The organism is Streptomyces sp. 150FB (assembly GCF_000818195.1).
GTDB lineage: Bacteria > Actinomycetota > Actinomycetes > Streptomycetales > Streptomycetaceae > Streptomyces.
This window is the reverse complement of the sequence record NZ_JTHL01000001.1, coordinates 5,685,490-5,704,985: the sequence shown is the minus strand read 5'-3', so window position 1 is coordinate 5,704,985 and position 19,496 is coordinate 5,685,490. Positions and strand designations below refer to the sequence as shown.

14 protein-coding genes and 1 tRNA gene are annotated in these 19,496 nt (G+C 66.1%); 2 read left to right on the top strand and 13 right to left on the bottom strand.

The window, feature by feature from the left end; translation table 11 throughout:
- Positions 1-3: 3 nt before the first annotated feature.
- The 13 genes from fusA to QR77_RS24460 all read right to left on the bottom strand — a co-directional run bounded on the left by fusA (position 4) and on the right by QR77_RS24460 (position 16,853).
- Positions 4-2,133, bottom strand: coding sequence for an elongation factor G (gene fusA, locus QR77_RS24520; protein WP_040024273.1), 2,130 nt, complete (start codon positions 2,131-2,133; stop codon positions 4-6).
- Between the two features lie 37 nt (positions 2,134-2,170).
- Positions 2,171-2,641, bottom strand: coding sequence for a 30S ribosomal protein S7 (gene rpsG, locus QR77_RS24515; RefSeq protein ID WP_030351427.1), 471 nt, complete (start codon positions 2,639-2,641; stop codon positions 2,171-2,173).
- A gap of 3 nt (positions 2,642-2,644) precedes the next feature.
- On the bottom strand, positions 2,645-3,016 hold the full coding sequence (rpsL, locus tag QR77_RS24510) for a 30S ribosomal protein S12 (RefSeq protein ID WP_003948652.1): 372 nt from the start codon (positions 3,014-3,016) through the stop codon (positions 2,645-2,647).
- Between the two features lie 317 nt (positions 3,017-3,333).
- The gene (locus QR77_RS24505) at positions 3,334-7,233 is read right to left on the bottom strand and encodes a DNA-directed RNA polymerase subunit beta' (RefSeq protein ID WP_040024272.1); all 3,900 of its coding nucleotides are present in this window, start codon (positions 7,231-7,233) and stop codon (positions 3,334-3,336) included.
- Positions 7,234-7,331: 98 nt separating this feature from the next.
- Positions 7,332-10,814, bottom strand: coding sequence for a DNA-directed RNA polymerase subunit beta (gene rpoB, locus QR77_RS24500; RefSeq protein WP_040024271.1), 3,483 nt, complete (start codon positions 10,812-10,814; stop codon positions 7,332-7,334).
- A 611-nt stretch (positions 10,815-11,425) separates the two neighbouring features.
- Complete coding sequence (rplL, locus tag QR77_RS24495) at positions 11,426-11,809, bottom strand: 50S ribosomal protein L7/L12 (RefSeq protein ID WP_040024270.1); 384 nt, start codon at positions 11,807-11,809, stop codon at positions 11,426-11,428.
- 83 nt (positions 11,810-11,892) lie between these two features.
- A complete protein-coding gene (gene rplJ, locus QR77_RS24490; protein ID WP_040024269.1) occupies positions 11,893-12,450 on the bottom strand; it encodes a 50S ribosomal protein L10 in 558 nt (185 codons plus the stop codon).
- A 277-nt stretch (positions 12,451-12,727) separates the two neighbouring features.
- Positions 12,728-13,687 (bottom strand): hypothetical protein, encoded by a 960-nt coding sequence (locus QR77_RS24485; RefSeq protein ID WP_040024268.1) that lies wholly within the window; start codon positions 13,685-13,687, stop codon positions 12,728-12,730.
- A 213-nt stretch (positions 13,688-13,900) separates the two neighbouring features.
- Positions 13,901-14,623: a 50S ribosomal protein L1 gene (rplA, locus tag QR77_RS24480; protein WP_040024267.1), complete on the bottom strand. Its 723-nt coding sequence runs from the start codon at positions 14,621-14,623 to the stop codon at positions 13,901-13,903.
- A 114-nt stretch (positions 14,624-14,737) separates the two neighbouring features.
- Positions 14,738-15,172 carry a 50S ribosomal protein L11 gene (gene rplK, locus QR77_RS24475; RefSeq protein WP_040024266.1) on the bottom strand — a complete coding sequence of 145 codons (435 nt, stop codon included), beginning with the start codon at positions 15,170-15,172 and terminating at the stop codon, positions 14,738-14,740.
- A 181-nt stretch (positions 15,173-15,353) separates the two neighbouring features.
- Positions 15,354-16,304: a transcription termination/antitermination protein NusG gene (gene nusG / locus QR77_RS24470; RefSeq protein ID WP_040024265.1), complete on the bottom strand. Its 951-nt coding sequence runs from the start codon at positions 16,302-16,304 to the stop codon at positions 15,354-15,356.
- 71 nt (positions 16,305-16,375) lie between these two features.
- Entirely contained in the window at positions 16,376-16,672 is a 297-nt protein-coding gene (gene secE / locus QR77_RS24465) for a preprotein translocase subunit SecE (protein ID WP_040024264.1), read from the bottom strand.
- A 108-nt stretch (positions 16,673-16,780) separates the two neighbouring features.
- A tRNA-Trp gene (locus QR77_RS24460) sits at positions 16,781-16,853 on the bottom strand.
- Between the two features lie 238 nt (positions 16,854-17,091).
- Here QR77_RS24460 and QR77_RS24455 point away from each other — a divergent pair.
- Together QR77_RS24455 and QR77_RS24450 are read left to right on the top strand one after the other, a co-directional pair.
- A complete protein-coding gene (locus QR77_RS24455; protein WP_040028575.1) occupies positions 17,092-18,318 on the top strand; it encodes a pyridoxal phosphate-dependent aminotransferase in 1,227 nt (408 codons plus the stop codon).
- A gap of 144 nt (positions 18,319-18,462) precedes the next feature.
- A partial coding sequence (locus tag QR77_RS24450; protein WP_063798074.1) for an adenosine deaminase occupies positions 18,463-19,496 on the top strand: 1,034 nt, incomplete at its 3' end.

Here is a 19,496-nt window from a genome sequence, read left to right as displayed (position 1 = left end):
GAGTTATTCGCCCTTGGCCTTCGCGATGATCTCCTCGGCGACGTTCCGCGGAACCTCGGCGTAGGAGTCGAACTGCATCGAGTAGCTTGCGCGACCCGAGGTCTTGCTGCGGAGGTCTCCGACGTAGCCGAACATCTCCGAGAGAGGCACGAGGCCCTTCACGACGCGGGCGCCGCTGCGCTCCTCCATGGCCTGGATCTGGCCACGGCGGGAGTTCAGGTCGCCGATCACATCGCCCATGTAGTCCTCGGGCGTGGTGACCTCGACGGCCATCATCGGCTCGAGAAGCACGGGGGACGCCCTGCGGGCACCCTCCTTGAAGGCCTGCGAACCGGCGATCTTGAAGGCCAGCTCCGAGGAGTCGACCTCGTGGTAACCGCCGTCGAGAAGGGTGACGCGGACGCCCACCATCTCGTAGCCGGCCAGGATGCCGAACTGCATGGCCTCCTGCGCACCGGCATCCACCGAGGGGATGTACTCGCGGGGGATGCGGCCACCGGTGACCTTGTTGACGAACTCGTACGTCGCGTCGCCGCCCTCGATGGGCTCCAGCATGATCTGCACCTTGGCGAACTGACCAGTACCACCGGTCTGCTTCTTGTGGGTGTAGTCCACGCGCTCAACGGTCTTACGGATCGTCTCACGGTAAGCGACCTGCGGCTTACCGACGTTCGCCTCCACGCGGAACTCGCGCTTCATGCGGTCGACCAGCACTTCGAGGTGAAGCTCGCCCATACCACCGATGATGGTCTGGCCGGTCTCCTCGTCCGAGTGGACCTGGAAGGAGGGGTCCTCCTCCGCGAGGCGCTGGATGGCTACACCCAGGCGCTCCTGGTCACCCTTGGACTTGGGCTCGATGGCAACCTGGATGACCGGCGCCGGGAAGTCCATGGACTCCAGGATCACCGGCTGCTTGTCGTCACAGAGCGTCTCACCCGTGGTGGTCTGCTTCAGGCCCATGACGGCGACGATGTCGCCGGCGCCCACCGCTTCGATCTCCTCACGCTTGTTCGCGTGCATACGGTAGATCTTGCCGATGCGCTCTTTCTTGCCCTTGACCGAGTTCAGCACCGCTGTACCGGCCACGAGACGGCCCGAGTAGACCCGGACGAAGGTGAGCTTGCCCAGGTGCGGGTCGCTCGCGATCTTGAAGGCGAGACCGGCGAACGGCTCGTCCTCGGACGGACGGCGCTTGACGACCTTCTCCGGGTCCTTGACGTCGTGGCCTTCGATGGCGTCGACGTCGAGGGGGGAAGGCAGGTAGCGCACGACCGCGTCGAGCAGGGGCTGGACGCCCTTGTTCTTGAACGCCGTACCGCAGAAGACCGGGGTGACCGTGACGGAGTCGGCGGCGCCCTTGGACGCCAGCGTGATCCGGCGGATCGCCTCGTGCATCTGCTCCACGGTGGGCTCCTGGCCCTCCAGGTACAGCTCCATCATGGCGTCATCGTGCTCGGCGACGGCCTCGACGAGCTTGCCGTGCCACTCTTCAGCGGCCTCGGTGTGCGTCGCCGGGATGTCGACCGTGTCGTACATCTCGCCCTTGGTGGCCTCTGCGGACCAGACAAGAGCCTTCATCGTCACGAGGTCGACGACACCCTTGAAGTCGCCTTCCGCACCGATCGGCAACTGCATGACCAGGGGCACCGCACCGAGGCGGTCGACGATCATGTCGACGCAGCGGTGGAACTCGGCACCCGTACGGTCGAGCTTGTTGACGAAGCAGATGCGGGGTACGCCGTAGCGGTCGGCCTGACGCCATACCGTTTCCGACTGCGGCTCCACGCCGGCCACACCGTCGAACACCGTGACCGCGCCGTCGAGCACGCGCAGCGAACGCTCCACCTCTACGGTGAAGTCGACGTGGCCCGGGGTGTCAATGATGTTGATGGTGTGATCGACGCTGTCGAGCGGCCAGTGACAGGTCGTCGCGGCGGACGTGATCGTGATGCCGCGCTCCTGCTCCTGCTCCATCCAGTCCATCGTGGCAGCGCCGTCGTGGACCTCACCGATCTTGTAGCTCACACCGGTGTAGAACAGAATCCGCTCTGTGGTGGTCGTCTTGCCCGCGTCGATGTGGGCCATGATCCCAATGTTGCGGACCTTGGCCAGGTCAAGCGAAGTGGTGGCCATAAGGCTCAATCTTCTCTCGGTCTCGATGGGGCGCTGACTACCAGCGGTAGTGCGCGAAGGCCTTGTTGGACTCGGCCATCTTGTGCGTGTCCTCACGCTTCTTGACCGAAGCGCCGAGGCCGTTCGAGGCGTCGAGCAGTTCGTTCATGAGGCGCTCGGTCATGGTCTTCTCGCGGCGGGCGCGGGAGTAACCCACGACCCAACGCAGAGCGAGGGTGGCTGCGCGACCGGGCTTGACCTCGATCGGCACCTGGTAGGTGGCGCCACCGACACGGCGGGACTTGACCTCAAGCGTGGGCTTGACGTTCTCAAGCGCGCGCTTCAGCGTGATGACCGGGTCGTTACCGGTCTTCTCGCGGAGGCCTTCCATGGCGCCGTACACGATCCGCTCGGCAGTGGAACGCTTGCCGTTGAGCAGAAGCTTGTTGATCAGCGACGTGACAAGAGGAGAACCGTAGACCGGGTCGATGATGACCGGGCGCTTCGGGGCAGGGCCCTTACGAGGCATTGTTTACTTCTCCTTCTTGGCGCCGTAGCGGCTGCGGGCCTGCTTGCGGTTCTTGACACCCTGGGTGTCGAGGGAGCCGCGGATGATCTTGTAACGAACACCCGGCAGGTCCTTCACACGGCCACCACGCACGAGCACGATCGAGTGCTCCTGCAGGTTGTGTCCCTCACCCGGAATGTATGCCGTGACCTCGATGCCGGAGGTCAGTCGCACACGCGCGACCTTCCGCAGCGCCGAGTTCGGCTTCTTCGGGGTGGTCGTGAACACACGCGTGCACACGCCACGGCGCTGAGGGGAACCCTCGAGCGCAGGCGTCTTGTTCTTCTCGACCTTGTCCTGCCGGCCCTTCCGGACCAGCTGCTGGATCGTAGGCACTACTTCTCCGGTTTCTGTGTGCCGTTCGTAAAACTAACCTGGAACATCGCCGACCCACGCGGTCGGGTGTGTCGAATACTGCATGACCCCGCCAACGGCAGGGAGAGCGCAGATTACGGTGGCCGATACTCGAACTCCGCGTGCGGTTGAGGACACGCACAGGAGCCCAGGCACACCCCAGGCACAAGGCTTGAGCGTACCTACCTCATCGACTCCGGTCAAAACACATAGTGCGGGACGCGTTTTTGGCAAGATCCAACACGCACCGGAGGGCGGCCTCCCCCAGCGGGGTGACCGCCCTCCGGTGTGCTCACGCCTTACTGGTTGTACGGACCGTAGTCGTAGTCCTCCAGCGGTACGGCCTGGCCGGAGCCCGTGCCGAACGGCGAGTAGTCGATGTCGTCGTAGCCGACGGCCGAGTACATCGCGGCCTTGGCCTCCTCGGTCGGCTCCACCCGGATGTTGCGGTAGCGGGACAGGCCCGTACCGGCCGGGATGAGCTTACCGATGATGACGTTCTCCTTGAGGCCGATCAGGGAGTCCGACTTGGCGTTGATAGCCGCGTCGGTGAGGACCCTGGTCGTCTCCTGGAAGGACGCCGCCGACAGCCACGACTCGGTGGCCAGCGAGGCCTTGGTGATGCCCATGAGCTGGGGACGGCCGGAGGCCGGGTGGCCGCCTTCCGTGACCACACGGCGGTTCTCGGTCTCGAACTTCGACCGCTCGACCAGCTCGCCGGGCAGCAGCTCGGCGTCGCCCGACTCGATGATCGTCACACGGCGGAGCATCTGCCGGATGATGATCTCGATGTGCTTGTCGTGGATCGACACACCCTGCGAGTTGTAGACCTTCTGGACCTCGCCGACCAGGTGGACCTGGACCGCGCGCTGACCGAGGATCCGCAGCACGTCGTGCGGGTTGGTGGCACCGACGGTGAGCTTCTGGCCCACCTCGACACGGTCACCGTCGTTGATGAGCAGACGGGCCCGCTTCGAGATCGGGAACGGGGTCTCCTCGGAGCCGTCGTCGGGGGTGACGACGAGCTTCTTGGTCTTCTCGGTCTCCTCGATGCGGACGGTGCCCGCGGCCTCGGAGATCGGGGCGACACCCTTCGGCGTACGGGCTTCGAAGAGCTCGACGACTCGGGGCAGACCCTGGGTGATGTCGTCACCGGCCACACCACCGGTGTGGAAGGTACGCATCGTGAGCTGGGTGCCGGGCTCACCGATCGACTGGGCGGCGATGATGCCGACCGCCTCACCGATGTCGACCAGCTTGCCGGTGGCCAGCGAGCGGCCGTAGCAGAAGGCACACGTGCCGACCGCGGACTCGCAGGTCAGGACCGAACGGGTCTTGACCTCCTCGACCCCGGCGTTCACCAGCGCGTCGATCAGGACATCGCCCAGGTCGACGTTGGCCGGCGCGATGACCTTGCCGTCGACGACGACGTCCTCGGCGAGCATGCGCGCGTACACGGACGTCTCGACGTCCTCCGTCTTGCGCAGCCTGCCCTCGGCGTCCTTCTCCGCGATCCGCAGCTTCAGACCGCGGTCGGTGCCGCAGTCCTCCTCGCGGATGATCACGTCCTGCGAGACGTCCACCAGACGACGGGTGAGGTAACCCGAGTCGGCGGTACGCAGGGCGGTGTCGGCCAGACCCTTACGGGCACCGTGCGTGGAGATGAAGTACTCCAGCACCGACAGACCTTCACGGAACGACGCCTTGATGGGACGCGGAATCGTCTCGTTCTTGGCGTTGGACACCAGACCACGCATACCGGCGATCTGACGCATCTGCATCATGTTTCCGCGAGCGCCCGAGTTCACCATCATGAAGATGGGGTTCGTCTTCGGGAAGTTCGCGTTCATGGCCTCGGCAACCTCGTTGGTCGCCTTGGTCCAGATGCCGATGAGCTCCATCGTGCGCTCATCCTTGGTGATGAGGCCGCGCTCGTACTGCTTCTGGACCTTCTCGTCCTGCTCCTCGTACCCCTTGACGATCGCCTTCTTCGCCTCGGGAACGACGACGTCGGAGATGGCCACGGTGACACCGGAACGGGTCGCCCAGAAGAAGCCGGCCGCCTTCAGGTTGTCGAGCGTCGCCGCCACGATGACCTTGGGGTAGCGCTCGGCCAGGTCGTTGACGATCTCGGAGAGCTGCTTCTTGCCCACCGAGTAGTCGACGAACGGGTAGTCCTCGGGCAGCAGCTCGTTGAAGAGCGCGCGGCCCAGGGTCGTACGCAGCCGGAAGGTGTCGCCCTGCTGGTACTCGGGGTCGCCCTCCTCGCGCGCCGGCGGGGTCCAGCCGCGCGGCGGGATGGTGCCCACCGGGAAGCGGATGTCGACCTTCGCCTGGAGCGACAGCTCGCGGTTGTCGAACGCCATGGTCGCCTCGGCGCTGGAGCCGAAGGACCGGCCCGCGCCGACGACCTTGCGCTCCTCCTCGTCCGTGGTGAGGAAGAAGAGTCCGAGCACCATGTCCTGGGTCGGCATGGTGACGGGACGACCGTCGGCCGGCTTCAGGATGTTGTTCGAGGACAGCATCAGGATGCGGGCCTCGGCCTGCGCCTCTGCCGACAGCGGCAGGTGGACGGCCATCTGGTCACCGTCGAAGTCCGCGTTGAACGCGGTGCAGACGAGCGGGTGGATCTGGATGGCCTTGCCCTCGACCAACTGCGGCTCGAAGGCCTGGATGCCCAGGCGGTGCAGGGTCGGTGCGCGGTTGAGCAGCACCGGGTGCTCGGCGATGACCTCTTCGAGCACGTCGTACACGACCGTACGGCCGCGCTCGACCATGCGCTTCGCCGACTTGATGTTCTGCGCGTGGTTCAGGTCCACCAGGCGCTTCATCACGAACGGCTTGAAGAGCTCCAGCGCCATGGCCTTCGGCAGACCGCACTGGTGCAGCTTGAGCTGCGGTCCGACGACGATCACGGAACGGGCCGAGTAGTCGACTCGCTTGCCGAGCAGGTTCTGACGGAAACGGCCCTGCTTGCCCTTGAGCATGTCGCTCAGGGACTTCAGGGGACGGTTACCGGGACCGGTGACCGGGCGACCGCGGCGGCCGTTGTCGAACAGCGCGTCGACGGCCTCCTGCAGCATCCGCTTCTCGTTGTTCACGATGATCTCGGGGGCACCGAGGTCAAGGAGACGCTTGAGGCGGTTGTTGCGGTTGATCACCCTGCGGTACAGGTCGTTCAGGTCGGAGGTCGCGAAGCGGCCACCGTCCAACTGCACCATCGGACGCAGGTCCGGCGGGATCACCGGCACGCAGTCGAGCACCATGCCCTTGGGGCTGTTGCTCGTCTGGAGGAACGCGGAGACGACCTTGAGGCGCTTGAGCGCGCGGGTCTTCTTCTGGCCCTTGCCGGTACGGATGATCTCGCGGAGGCGCTCGGCCTCCTCGTCGAGGTCGAAGGACTCCAGGCGCTTCTGCAGCGCGGCGGCGCCCATCGATCCGTCGAAGTACGTGCCGAAGCGGTCACGCAGCTCGCGGTAGAGCAGCTCGTCGCCCTCCAGGTCCTGGACCTTGAGGTTCTTGAAGCGGTTCCACACCTCGTCGAGACGGTCGATCTCGCGCTGCGCGCGGTCACGGAGCTGCTTCATCTCACGCTCGGCACCTTCGCGCACCTTGCGGCGCACGTCGGCCTTGGCGCCCTCGGCCTCCAGCTCGGCCAGGTCGGTCTCGAGCTTCTTGGCGCGGGCTTCGAGGTCGGAGTCGCGGCGGTTCTCGGTCTGCTGACGCTCTACGGAGACGTGGGCCTCCAGCGACGGCAGATCGCGCGTACGGCGCTCCTCGTCCACGAACGTGATCATGTACGCGGCGAAGTAGATGACCTTTTCCAGGTCCTTCGGCGCGAGGTCGAGCAGGTATCCGAGACGCGAGGGCACGCCCTTGAAGTACCAGATGTGGGTGACGGGAGCGGCAAGCTCGATGTGGCCCATCCGCTCACGGCGCACCTTGGCGCGCGTGACTTCGACGCCACAGCGCTCACAGATGATGCCCTTGAAGCGGACACGCTTGTACTTGCCGCAGTAGCACTCCCAGTCCCGGGTAGGACCGAAGATCTTCTCGCAGAAGAGTCCGTCCTTCTCGGGCTTGAGCGTGCGGTAGTTGATGGTCTCCGGCTTCTTCACTTCGCCGTGGGACCAGGTCCGGATGTCGTCCGCGGTGGCGAGGCCAATCCGCAGCTCGTCGAAGAAGTTGACGTCGAGCACTTGTCGTCAATCCCTCTTTCGGGGTCGAGTCTCAAATCATGGTCTGTACGGGTCCGGGGAGAGCCGGCCGCCTCAGCGCGAGGCGGCCGACCAACCCGTCAGACCTCTTCGACGCTGCTCGGCTCTCGCCGGGACAGGTCGATACCGAGCTCCTCCGCCGCACGGAAGACGTCCTCGTCCGTGTCGCGCATCTCGATGGACATGCCGTCCGAGGACAGCACCTCCACGTTGAGGCAGAGCGACTGCATTTCCTTGATGAGCACCTTGAAGGACTCGGGAATGCCGGGCTCGGGGATGTTCTCGCCCTTGACGATGGCCTCGTAGACCTTCACGCGGCCGGTCACGTCGTCGGACTTGATGGTCAGCAGTTCCTGGAGGGCGTAAGCGGCGCCATAAGCCTCCAGCGCCCACACCTCCATCTCACCGAAGCGCTGACCGCCGAACTGGGCCTTACCACCCAGCGGCTGCTGGGTGATCATCGAGTACGGACCGGTCGACCGGGCGTGGAGCTTGTCGTCGACCAGGTGGTGGAGCTTGAGGATGTACATGTAGCCGACCGAGATCGGCTCGGGGAACGGCTCACCGGAGCGGCCGTCGAACATCCGCGCCTTGCCGGAGCCCTTGACCATGCGTTCGCCGTCGCGGTTCGGGATCGTGTGCTCGAAGAGACCGGAGATCTCGTCCTCACGAGCACCGTCGAAGACCGGGGTCGCGACGTTGGTACCGGAAGCGACCTCGTCGGCTCCGATGACCTTCAGCCGCTCCATCCACTCCTCGCTGCCCTCGACCTTCCAGCCCTGGCTGGCGAGCCAGCCGAGGTGGATCTCGAGGACCTGTCCCGGGTTCATCCGGGACGGGACACCCAGCGGGTTGAGGATGATGTCGACCGGGGTGCCGTCCTCCAGGAACGGCATGTCCTCGATCGGCAGGATCTTCGAGATGACGCCCTTGTTGCCGTGACGGCCGGCGAGCTTGTCACCATCGGTGATCTTGCGCTTCTGCGCGACGTACACGCGAACCAGTTGGTTCACGCCGGGGGGCAGTTCGTCGCCCTCCTCGCGGTCGAAGACGCGGACACCGATGATCTTGCCGACCTCACCGTGCGGCACCTTCAGCGAGGTGTCCCGTACCTCACGGGCCTTCTCACCGAAGATCGCGCGGAGCAGACGCTCTTCCGGGGTCAGCTCGGTCTCACCCTTGGGCGTGACCTTGCCGACGAGGATGTCTCCGGCGACGACCTCGGCACCGATACGGATGATGCCGCGTTCGTCGAGGTCCGCGAGGACCTCTTCGGAGACGTTCGGGATGTCCCGGGTGATCTCCTCGGGGCCGAGCTTGGTGTCGCGGGCGTCGACCTCGTGCTCCTCGATGTGGATCGAGGAGAGGACGTCGTCCTGCACCAGCCGCTGGCTGAGGATGATCGCGTCTTCGTAGTTGTGGCCCTCCCACGGCATGAACGCCACGAGGAGGTTCTTGCCGAGCGCCATCTCGCCCATCTGGGTGGCCGGCCCGTCGGCGAGAACCTGGTTCTCGACGATCCGGTCGCCCTCGTTGACGACAACCTTCTGGTTGACCGAGGTGCCCTGGTTGGAGCGGGAGAACTTGGCGATGCGGTACGTGGTGTACGTGCCGTCGTCGTTGGCGATGGTGATGTAGTCCGCGGATACCTCCTGGACCACACCCTCCTTCTCGGCCTTGACGACGTCACCGGCGTCGACCGCACAGCGGTACTCCATGCCGGTGCCGACGAGCGGCGCCTCAGAAGTGATCAGCGGCACAGCCTGGCGCATCATGTTCGCGCCCATGAGGGCACGGTTGGCGTCGTCGTGCTCCAGGAACGGGATCATCGCGGTCGCGACCGACACCATCTGGCGCGGCGAGACGTCCATGTAGTCGACGTCGTCACCGGGGATGTAGTCGACCTCACCGCCACGGCGGCGGACGAGGACGCGCGGCTCGGTGAACCGCATCTCCTCGGACAGCGTCGCGTTGGCCTGGGCGATCACGAAGCGGTCTTCCTCGTCCGCGGTCAGGTAGTCGACGTCGTCGGTGACGACGCCCTCGACGACCTTGCGGTACGGGGTCTCCACGAAGCCGAACGCGTTGACCCTGCCGTACGAGGCGAGCGAGCCGATCAGGCCGATGTTCGGGCCTTCAGGGGTCTCGATCGGACACATGCGGCCGTAGTGCGACGGGTGAACGTCACGGACCTCGAAGCCGGCCCGCTCACGGGACAGACCGCCGGGGCCCAGCGCCGACAGGCGGCGCTTGTGGGTCAGACCCGACAGCGGGTTGTTCTGGTCCATGAACTGGGAGAGCTGGCTGGTGCCGAAGAACTCCTTGATGGAGGCGACGACCGGCCGGATGTTGATCAGGGTCTGCGGCGTGATCGCCTCGACGTCCTGGGTCGTCATGCGCTCACGCACGACGCGCTCCATCCTCGCCAGGCCCGTACGGACCTGGTTCTGGATGAGCTCGCCGACGTTGCGCAGACGGCGGTTGCCGAAGTGGTCGATGTCGTCGGTCTCGACGACGATCGTGGTGCCGCTCTCGCCGACCGTCTCGGTCTCGCCCGCGTGGAGCTTCACGAGGTACTTGATGGTGGCGATGATGTCGTCGGTGGTGAGCACACCGGCGTCCAGCGGCTCTTCGGCGCCGAGCTTCTTGTTCACCTTGTAGCGGCCGACCTTGGCGAGGTCGTAGCGCTTCGGGTTGAAGTAGAGGTTCTCGAGCAGCGTCTGGGCCGCTTCGCGCGTCGGGGGCTCGCCCGGACGGAGCTTGCGGTAGATGTCGAGCAGTGCGTCGTCCTGGCCCTGGGTGTGGTCCTTCTCCAGGGTGGCGCGCATCGACTCGTACTCGCCGAACTCCTCCAGGATCTGCTCGGTCGTCCAACCGAGAGCCTTGAGGAGGACGGTCACGGACTGCTTGCGCTTGCGGTCGATACGGACACCGACCATGTCGCGCTTGTCGATCTCCATCTCCAGCCAGGCACCCCGGGAAGGGATGATCTTGGAGGAGAAGATGTCCTTGTCGGACGTCTTGTCGATGGAGGAGTCGAAGTAGACACCCGGCGAGCGCACCAGTTGGGACACCACGACACGCTCGGTGCCGTTGATGACGAAGGTGCCCTTGTTGGTCATGAGCGGGAAATCGCCCATGAACACCGTCTGGGACTTGATCTCGCCGGTCTCGTTGTTGGTGAACTCGGCTGTGACGAAGAGAGGTGCCGCGAACGTGAAGTCGCGCTCCTTGCACTCGTCGATCGAATTCTTGGGAGGCTCGAAGCGGTGATCGCGGAAGGTCAGCGACATCGACCCGGAGAAGTCCTCGATCGGAGAGATCTCCTCGAAGATCTCCTCCAGACCTGACTTCCTGGGGACGTCCTGTCCGTTCTCGAGAGCCGCCTCGACACGAGCCTTCCAAGCGGCGTTACCGAGCAGCCAGTCAAAGCTCTCGGTCTGCAGCGCCAGGAGGTTCGGAACCTCGAGGGGCTCCTTGATTTTTGCAAAGGAGATGCGCAGCGGGGCGGTGCTGGCGCCGTTGTTCATATTCGTGGTCGAGGCGTTGCGCGAGGCGGCCAAGAGGGGGTCCTTCCGAGGGCTCGGACTCACTACGCGCGTACCGGTCCCAAGCGGGGCACAGGGAGGGAAAGCCCAGATCAGGGCTGTCGATCACCGGTGTCCATACGAGGGGGTGCCCCTGGTGACGGGCAGGGAGCAGCTAACAGGCAGCGCAAAGGGTCAGTGTAGCCACTTGGCACACTGATGTCCAGAGCGGGTTTTTGGAGACCCTCGTTGTTCTCAACACCCTTGTCTCAACTGCGGCAAGCCTCGCGCCGTAGGCGCACATCGATACTGCCCTGTTCGCCATCGATCCATGCCTCGGATCCGGATCGATTGTGACGACGCGTCCTGAGAATTGCGCGCTGCGTGCGGTTCGTCAAGGCCCCGGCACCCCGGAGGGATGCCCCTGGGCGTACGGGAGCACGGCGATGATCACGATACTCGCCGACGGCAGGAGGGCAAGGGCCCCCTGCGGATACGCCGAAGGGCGACCACCCGACTGGGTGATCGCCCTTCGTGTAGAACCGCGCCTCACGGCGCCGAGACCGCCTTGTACGGCCGCCTGAGGGCCCCTGGGGCCCCACAGGCCCGGAGGGAGCCTCCGGCGTACGGTGGCGGGCTCGTGGGAGTTACTTGACCTCGACGGAAGCGCCGGCGGTCTTGAGGGACTCGGCACCCTTCTCCGCCTGCTCCTTGCTGACCTTCTCCAGGACGGGCTTCGGGGCGCCGTCCACGAGGTCCTTGGCCTCCTTGAGACCCAGCGAGGTCAGCTCACGCACGACCTTGATGACCTGGATCTTCTTCTCGCCGGCACCGGTGAGGATGACGTCGAACTCGTCCTGCTCCTCCGGGGCCTCGGCGACGGCGGCAGCGCCACCGGCGGCAGCGGCGGCGACCGGGGCGGCGGCCTTGACGTCGAACTTCTCCTCGAAGGCCTTCACGAACTCGGAAAGCTCGATGAGGGTCAGGGTCTCGAACTGCGCGAGCAGCTCGTCCTGGGACAGCTTCGCCATGATGGCGTCCTTCCACTATTTCGGCAGGTGCCGGATGTATATGGAGGCGGGCGTACGGGCCCGCTGTGACACGACGGCCGGAACTATTCGGCGTCGGCCTCGGCGGGATCCGGCGTACCGGCACCGCCCTGCTCGACCTTGGCGCGAAGTGCTTCCGCGGTGCGGACGAACTCCGTGAGCGGAGCCTGGAAAGTCGCCGCGGCCTTGGCCATGGACGCCTTCAGGCCACCGGCCAGCTTGGCGAGCAGAACCTCGCGGGACTCGAGGTCCGCGAGCTTCTTGATCTCGTCGGCGGACAGCGCCTTGCCGTCAAGGACACCGCCCTTGATGACGAGGTTGGGGTTGTCCTTGGCGAAGTCACGAAGACCCTTCGCCGACTCCACCGGGTCACCGGTGACGAAGGCAACTGCCGTGGGACCCGAGAACAGGTCGTCCAGCAAGTTGATCCCGGCCTCGTTGGCCGCGATCTTGGTCAGCGTGTTCTTCACCACGGCGTACTGGGCGTTCTCACCGAGGGAACGACGCAGCTCCTTGAGCTGCGCCACGGTGAGGCCCCGGTACTCGGTCAGCACGGCGGCGTTCGAGCTGCGGAACTTGTCCGTGAGCTCGGCTACCGCGGCAGCCTTGTCGGGCCTTGCCATGAGCGTCGGCCTCCTTCCGGGTGATGAGGACCGCTCAGAAGGGACCGGGTACGAAAAAAACGCCCCGGCGCAGGAGCGCGGGGCGTAGCTCGACCGGACAAAGTCCGGGAACTGTCCACGATCACCTGCGCAGGTCGTCCGCACCCAGCGGATCCTTCGGCCACCGCGTCCTCTGTAGGAGGACACGGCAACGACCAGCGGTCTTTGGCTTCGGTGGAAGACTACGTGAGTACGTGTACGGCAGGCAAATCCGGGTAAGGCGGCCCGCCCGGAAGGGTCAGGCGCCCTTTCCGCCGTCGGACGCCCCCTGGGCCGCCTTCATCACGTCCTGAAGGCTGAGGGTCTCGCTGTCGGCCGGCGGCTTGGCCACGGAAGCGGTCGACGAGTAGTCCGAGTAGTGCAGGCTCGTCTTGATGACACCTGCCGCCACGACCTCCGAGACCTCCACCTGCACCGGATAGCTGCTGTCGTTGACCCAGATGTCGAAGCTCTCCGACTTCAGGCCGCTCTTACGCAGCGTGTCCGAGAGCTGCGCGCGCTTCGCGGCGGTGAGGTGCTCCGCCGAGGCGCTGGCGTCCACGAGCTGGTCGAGGTCGAGCGCGCCCTTGTAGTGCTGAGTCCGCACGCCGTCGACCTTCTCGGCACCGACACGCTTCACGCCCGGCGAGTCGAGCAGCAGCTTGAGCTGCTGGGCGGGGTCCTGGTTGGAACTCTGCAGACTGTCGCCGATCGCGCTGCCCGCCGCCTCGCCGCCCTGCTCCTTGGCGAGGGCGGCGACGTCGATCTTCATCCACCGCTTGCCGTCCATCTCCTTGGCGGCGTCCGCTCCCATGTCCACGTACACCACACCGTCGGCCAGGATCACGGAGATCTTCTCACTCTGGCCGGTGTCGCCGAGGCCGAGGGACGCGGTATCCATGTTCATTTCCGCCGTCGTGGGGTTCCAGCCGATACGACCGGAGGTCTTCACGGTCTTCGTGCCGTCGGCGTCAGCACCCGCCGTGCCCTTGGGCACCGGCACCGACATGCTCATGTCGAACTTTGCGGACTTGACGGATGACAGCTTCTTGACGGCCGCGCTGAGCGCCTGGACGGGCGTCGAGACGGTCGCGGCCTTGGCGGGCTTGGGCGCTCCGTTCGTCTTCGTGTCGTCGCCGCTGTTACAGCCGGCGACGCCGACCACGACGGCCACCGATATCAACGAAACGGCTCCGCGTCTCCACATGGACGTGCGCATGTCCCCACCCCAGATTTGTGATGTTGATCTGTGACTTTGATGTGTCACTACCCCCCGGCGCCGACTGGGCCGGTCGAAGATCAGACGTTAGCGCATACGTGCGCCCTTCAAGAATTCAAAAAGCCGGTCCCCGCACCTCAGGTGAGGTGCGGGGACCGGCTTTCGGTGTGCGTACGAGTGCCGCTTACGCGCGACCCGTGGGTGCCGTCAGCGTCAGACGGCGGCCGGGTCTTCCTCGACGAGGAGGTTGCGGGTGCGGTTGGCGTCCAGCGGGATGCCGGGGCCCATCGTCGTCGCGAGGGTCGCCTTCTTGATGTAGCGGCCCTTCGCTGCGGACGGCTTCAGACGGAGGATCTCGTCCAGCGCCGCCGCGTAGTTCTCGACCAGCTTCGTCTCGTCGAAGGAGACCTTGCCGATGATGAAGTGCAGGTTCGAGTGCTTGTCGACGCGGAACTCGATCTTGCCGCCCTTGATGTCGTTGACAGCCTTCACGACATCGGGGGTGACCGTACCGGTCTTGGGGTTCGGCATCAGACCACGCGGGCCGAGGACACGGCCGAGGCGGCCGACCTTGCCCATGAGGTCCGGGGTGGCGACGACGGCGTCGAAGTCGAGACGGCCCTTCTGGACCTCGTCGATCAGCTCGTCGGAGCCGACGATGTCGGCGCCCGCGGCACGCGCTGCCTCGGCACGGTCACCGGTCGCGAAGACCAGGACCCGGGCGGTCTTACCGGTGCCGTGCGGAAGGTTCACGGTGCCACGGACCATCTGGTCCGCCTTGCGGGGGTCTACGCCCAGACGCATGGCGACCTCGACGGTGCCGTCGAACTTGGCGGTGTTGGTGTCCTTGGCGAGACGGACGGCCTCGAGCGGGGCGTAATTACGCTCCGAGTCGATCTTCGCGTCCGCGCTGCGGAGAGACTTGCTGCGCTTCACTGCGTTCTCCTGTGGTTCATCAGGTGTGGAGTTCGTGGTCCGGGCCGCGCATGGCCCTCCCACTCAGACGTACGGGCACTCAGAGGTGCGGGCACTGAGACGTGCGGGCTGAAATCAGCCCTCGACCGTGATGCCCATCGAACGAGCGGTGCCGGAGATGATCTTCTCGGCGGCAGCCAGGTCGTTGGCGTTCAGGTCGGGCATCTTGGTCGTGGCGATGTCCCGCACCTGGTCGCGCGTCAGCTTGGCGACCTTCTTGACGTGCGGCTCGCCGGAGCCCTTGTCCACGCCTGCGGCCTTGAGGATCAGCTTGGCGGCCGGCGGAGTCTTGGTGATGAAGGTGAAGGAGCGGTCGTCGTAGACCGTGATCTCCACCGGCACGACCATGCCACGCTGCGACTCGGTCGCGGCGTTGTAGGCCTTGCAGAACTCCATGATGTTGACGCCGTGCTGACCCAGCGCGGGGCCGACCGGCGGAGCCGGGTTGGCCGCGCCGGCATTGATCTGGAGCTTGATGAGCCCCGTGATCTTCTTCTTCTTGGGAGGCATTGCTCTCTCCGGGTCCAGTTGAGAGTTTTCCGCCCTCCGCCCGGTCATCCGGATGGAGGCATACCGCACAACGATAACGGGTAAGGGTGCGGGGCTGAAAACCGACAGGTCAGACCGGCTGTGGAAGCCGATCTGACCTGGTCGGAAGCTGTAGTTCCAGAAGAACGGGAGCGCTCGGCGCTCAGTTCTTCTGGATCTGGTCGAAGCTCAGCTCGACCGGGGTCTCGCGGCCGAAGATCTCGACGAGACCCTTGACCTTCTTCGAGTCCGCGTTGATCTCGTTGATCGTCGCCTGGAGGGTCGCGAACGGGCCGTCGGTGACGGTGACCGAGTCGCCCACCTCGAAGTCCAGCACCTGGACCTCGACCTTGCGGGACGGCATCGGCTTGCCCTCGGCCTCGGCGGCCTCACGCGCGGCCTTCTCCTCGGCCTCCGGAGCGAGCATCTTGACGATCTCGTCCAGGGTCAGCGGGTACGGGTCGTACGCGTTGCCCACGAAGCCGGTGACGCCGGGGGTGTTACGAACGACACCCCAGGACTCGTTCGTCAGGTCCATGCGCACCAGGACGTATCCCGGAAGCTTGTTCTGGCGTACGTTCTTGCGCTCGCCGTTCTTGATCTGGACGATCTCTTCCTCGGGCACCTCGGCCGAGTAGATGAAGTCCTCGACGTTGAGCGAGACGGCGCGCTGCTCCAGGTTGGCCTTCACGCGCTTCTCATAGCCGGCGTAGGTGTGGATCACGTACCACTCGCCCGGCAGGCCGCGAAGCTCCTCGCGGAGGGCCTCGACCGGGTCGACAGCGGGGGCGGGCTCGGCGTCGTCCGTGTCACCGTCATCGGTCGCCTCGGCGGCGGCTTCGTCGTCGTCGCCCTCGGCGGCGGCTTCGGTGTCGTCGACGTCGTCGTCCGCGTCCGCCTCGGCGGCCGCTTCACTCACGGCCTCAGCAGCTTCGGTCTCGTCCGCCTCAGAGGTGACATCCGCGTGGACGGCGGCCTCTTCGGCCGACTCCGCGGCGGCGTCAGCGGCTTCGGCCTGGTCTGGCTCGACAGCGTCCGCCGCCTCGACGATGTCGGTCTCGTCCTCCAGGGACTCCACCGACTCGCGGGCGTCGTTCAGGTTCGGGTCAGACACGGTGGCTGCTTCTTCCTGGCTAAATGGGTGGAACACGCGAAAGGGGCGCCTCGTCGGGCGCCCTCGCGGGATCAGCCGAATACGTACTTGATCGCTTGGTTGAAGCCATAGTCAATCACGGTCACCAGACCGATCATGATGACAACAAAGACAATCACGACTGTGGTGTACGTCGTTAGCTGGTTGCGAGTCGGCCAGACGACCTTGCGCAGCTCTGCGACAATCTGACGGTAGAAGAGCGCGAGACGGCCGAACGGGCCCTTCTTACCGCGCTTCCCACCCTTACGGGGCTTCTTGGACTCCGCCGACTCGTCGGCGGAGTCATCGTCGGCATCAGGCTTGTCGATGGAGCCCACGGCGTCCGTCACGCTCTCTCACCTGATTCCGGGTCGTGACCATGCCGCGCCCGGGGGAGCCGCACGGCGATGCAGTGAATATACGTACATGCGCACACATCCTGGCGAAGGTGTGTGTAGCAGGGCCGGAGGGAATTGAACCCCCAACCGCTGGTTTTGGAGACCAGTGCTCTACCAATTGAGCTACGACCCTTTGTGCTTTCCCCAACCTACCGCATCCGACCGGACGCACGGAGTGCGTCGCTCGGACGTGGCTGGTGAGGCCCAACGACGAGTGAGTGTACGTGGTCCGGGGCCCGACGTCGAACAGCTAAGGCCGGAAGCGCCTCAGGGATACGGTCCCCCCGATCGTTCCTCCCCCCGTCCCTTTATGTGTCCAGGGAGCGAAACCTGTGTGCCGGGGACGTTTCGGGTCTGGGACCATGGGCCGCATGAGCCCTGCAACCTCTCCCACCGAGCGCCGGGTATCCGCGCGCATCGGCGCGATCTCCGAGTCCGCGACCCTCGCCGTCGACGCCAAGGCCAAGGCCCTCAAGGCCGCCGGGCGTCCGGTGATCGGCTTCGGCGCGGGCGAACCCGACTTCCCTACGCCCGACTACATCGTCGAGGCCGCTGTCGAGGCCTGCCGCAACACCAAGTACCACCGCTACACGCCGGCCGGCGGGCTCCCCGAACTCAAGGCCGCCATCGCCGCGAAGACACTGCGCGACTCCGGTTACGAGGTGGAGGCCGCGCAGATCCTGGTGACCAACGGCGGTAAGCAGGCGATCTACGAGGCGTTCGCCGCCGTCCTCGACCCGGGCGACGAGGTCATCGTCCCGGCCCCCTACTGGACGACGTACCCGGAGTCGATCCGGCTCGCGGGCGGTGTCCCGGTCGACGTCGTGGCCGACGAGACCACCGGCTACCGCGTCTCCGTCGAGCAGTTGGAGGCGGCCCGTACGGAGCGTACGAAGGTCGTCGTCTTCGTCTCCCCGTCCAACCCGACCGGCGCCGTCTACAGCAGGGCTCAGACCGAGGCCATCGGCCGCTGGGCCGTCGAGCACGGCCTGTGGGTGCTCACGGACGAGATCTACGAGCACCTCGTGTACGGCGACACCGTCTTCACTTCGATGCCGGCCGTGGTGCCCGAGCTGCGTGACAAGTGCCTCGTCGTCAACGGCGTCGCCAAGACCTACGCGATGACCGGCTGGCGCGTGGGCTGGATCGTCGGCCCCAAGGACGTCGTCAAGGCAGCGACCAACATGCAGTCGCACGCCACGTCCAATGTCGCGAATGTCTCCCAGGCCGCCGCGATCGCCGCGGTCTCCGGTGACCTGGCCGCGGTCGCCGAGATGCGCTCGGCCTTCGACCGCCGCCGCCGGACGATCGTCCGGATGCTCAACGAGATCGACGGCGTCGTCTGCCCGGAGCCCGAGGGTGCCTTCTACGCGTACCCCTCGGTGAAGGCCCTGCTGGGCAAGGAGATCCGGGGGCAGCGCCCGCAGTCGTCGGTCGAGCTGGCCGCGCTGATCCTGGACGAGGTCGAGGTCGCGGTAGTCCCGGGTGACGCCTTCGGTACGCCCGGCTACCTGCGGCTGTCGTACGCGCTCGGCGACGAGGACCTGGCGGAGGGCGTCGCACGGATGCAGAAGCTGCTGGCCGAGGCGAAGGACTGACCACCGATCCATGTGACTCATCGCTCACCCTTGCTCCGTGGAGCGGGCTTCCGGCCTCCGGCCGGGGGCCCGTTTCTTCGTTCGGGATCAACTCGAAGGAGGGAGGGGGTCCCGCCAGGCCTTTTCGTACGGCAGGATCTAGCAATGGAGAGCACCACCCGCCCGCGCGACCTCAGTACGTTGCCCAAGGCCCACCTGCACCTGCATTTCACCGGTTCGATGCGGCCCACGACGCTGCTGGAGCTGGCCGAGAAGTACGGCGTCCACCTTCCCGAGGCGCTGACCGGAGGCGAGCCACCGAAGCTGCGCGCCACCGACGAGCGCGGCTGGTTCCGCTTCCAGCGCCTCTACGACATCGCCCGGTCCTGTCTGCGAACGCCCGAGGACATCCAGCGGCTGGTGCGTGAGGCCGCCGAGGAGGACGTACGGGACGGCTCGCGCTGGCTGGAGATCCAGGTCGACCCGACCTCGTACGCCCCCACGCTCGGCGGCCTGATCCCGGCGCTGGAGATCATCCTGGACGCAGTGGAGAGCGCGTCCAGGGCGACCGGGCTCGGTATGCGTGTGATCGTCGCCGCGAACCGTATGAAGCACCCGCTGGAGGCCAGGACCCTGGCGCGGCTGGCCGTGCGGTACGCGGACCGGGGCGTCGTCGGCTTCGGGCTCTCGAACGACGAGCGCCGCGGCATGGCCAGGGACTTCGACCGGGCGTTCGCGATCGCGCGGAGCGGCGGGCTGCTGGCGGCGCCGCACGGCGGCGAGCTGAACGGGCCCACTTCCGTACGCGACTGTCTGGACGATCTGCGCGCGACGCGTGTCGGCCACGGCGTGCGGGCCGCCGAGGACCCGAAGCTGCTGCGCCGGCTCGCCGACCGGGGCGTGACCTGCGAGGTCTGCCCGGCGTCGAACGTGGCCCTCGGCGTCTACGAGAAGCCCGAGGACGTACCGCTGCGGACGCTGTTCGACGCGGGTGTCCCGATGGCGCTGGGCGCCGACGACCCGTTGCTGTTCGGCTCCCGGCTGGCGGCGCAGTACGAACTGGCGCGCCGTCACCAGGGTTTCAGCGACACCGAGCTGGCGGAGCTGGCGCGCCAGTCCGTACGGGGATCGGCCGCGCCCGAACAGGTCGCCAAGGGGCTGCTGACGGAGATCGACACCTGGCTGGTCGGCGCGCCCGG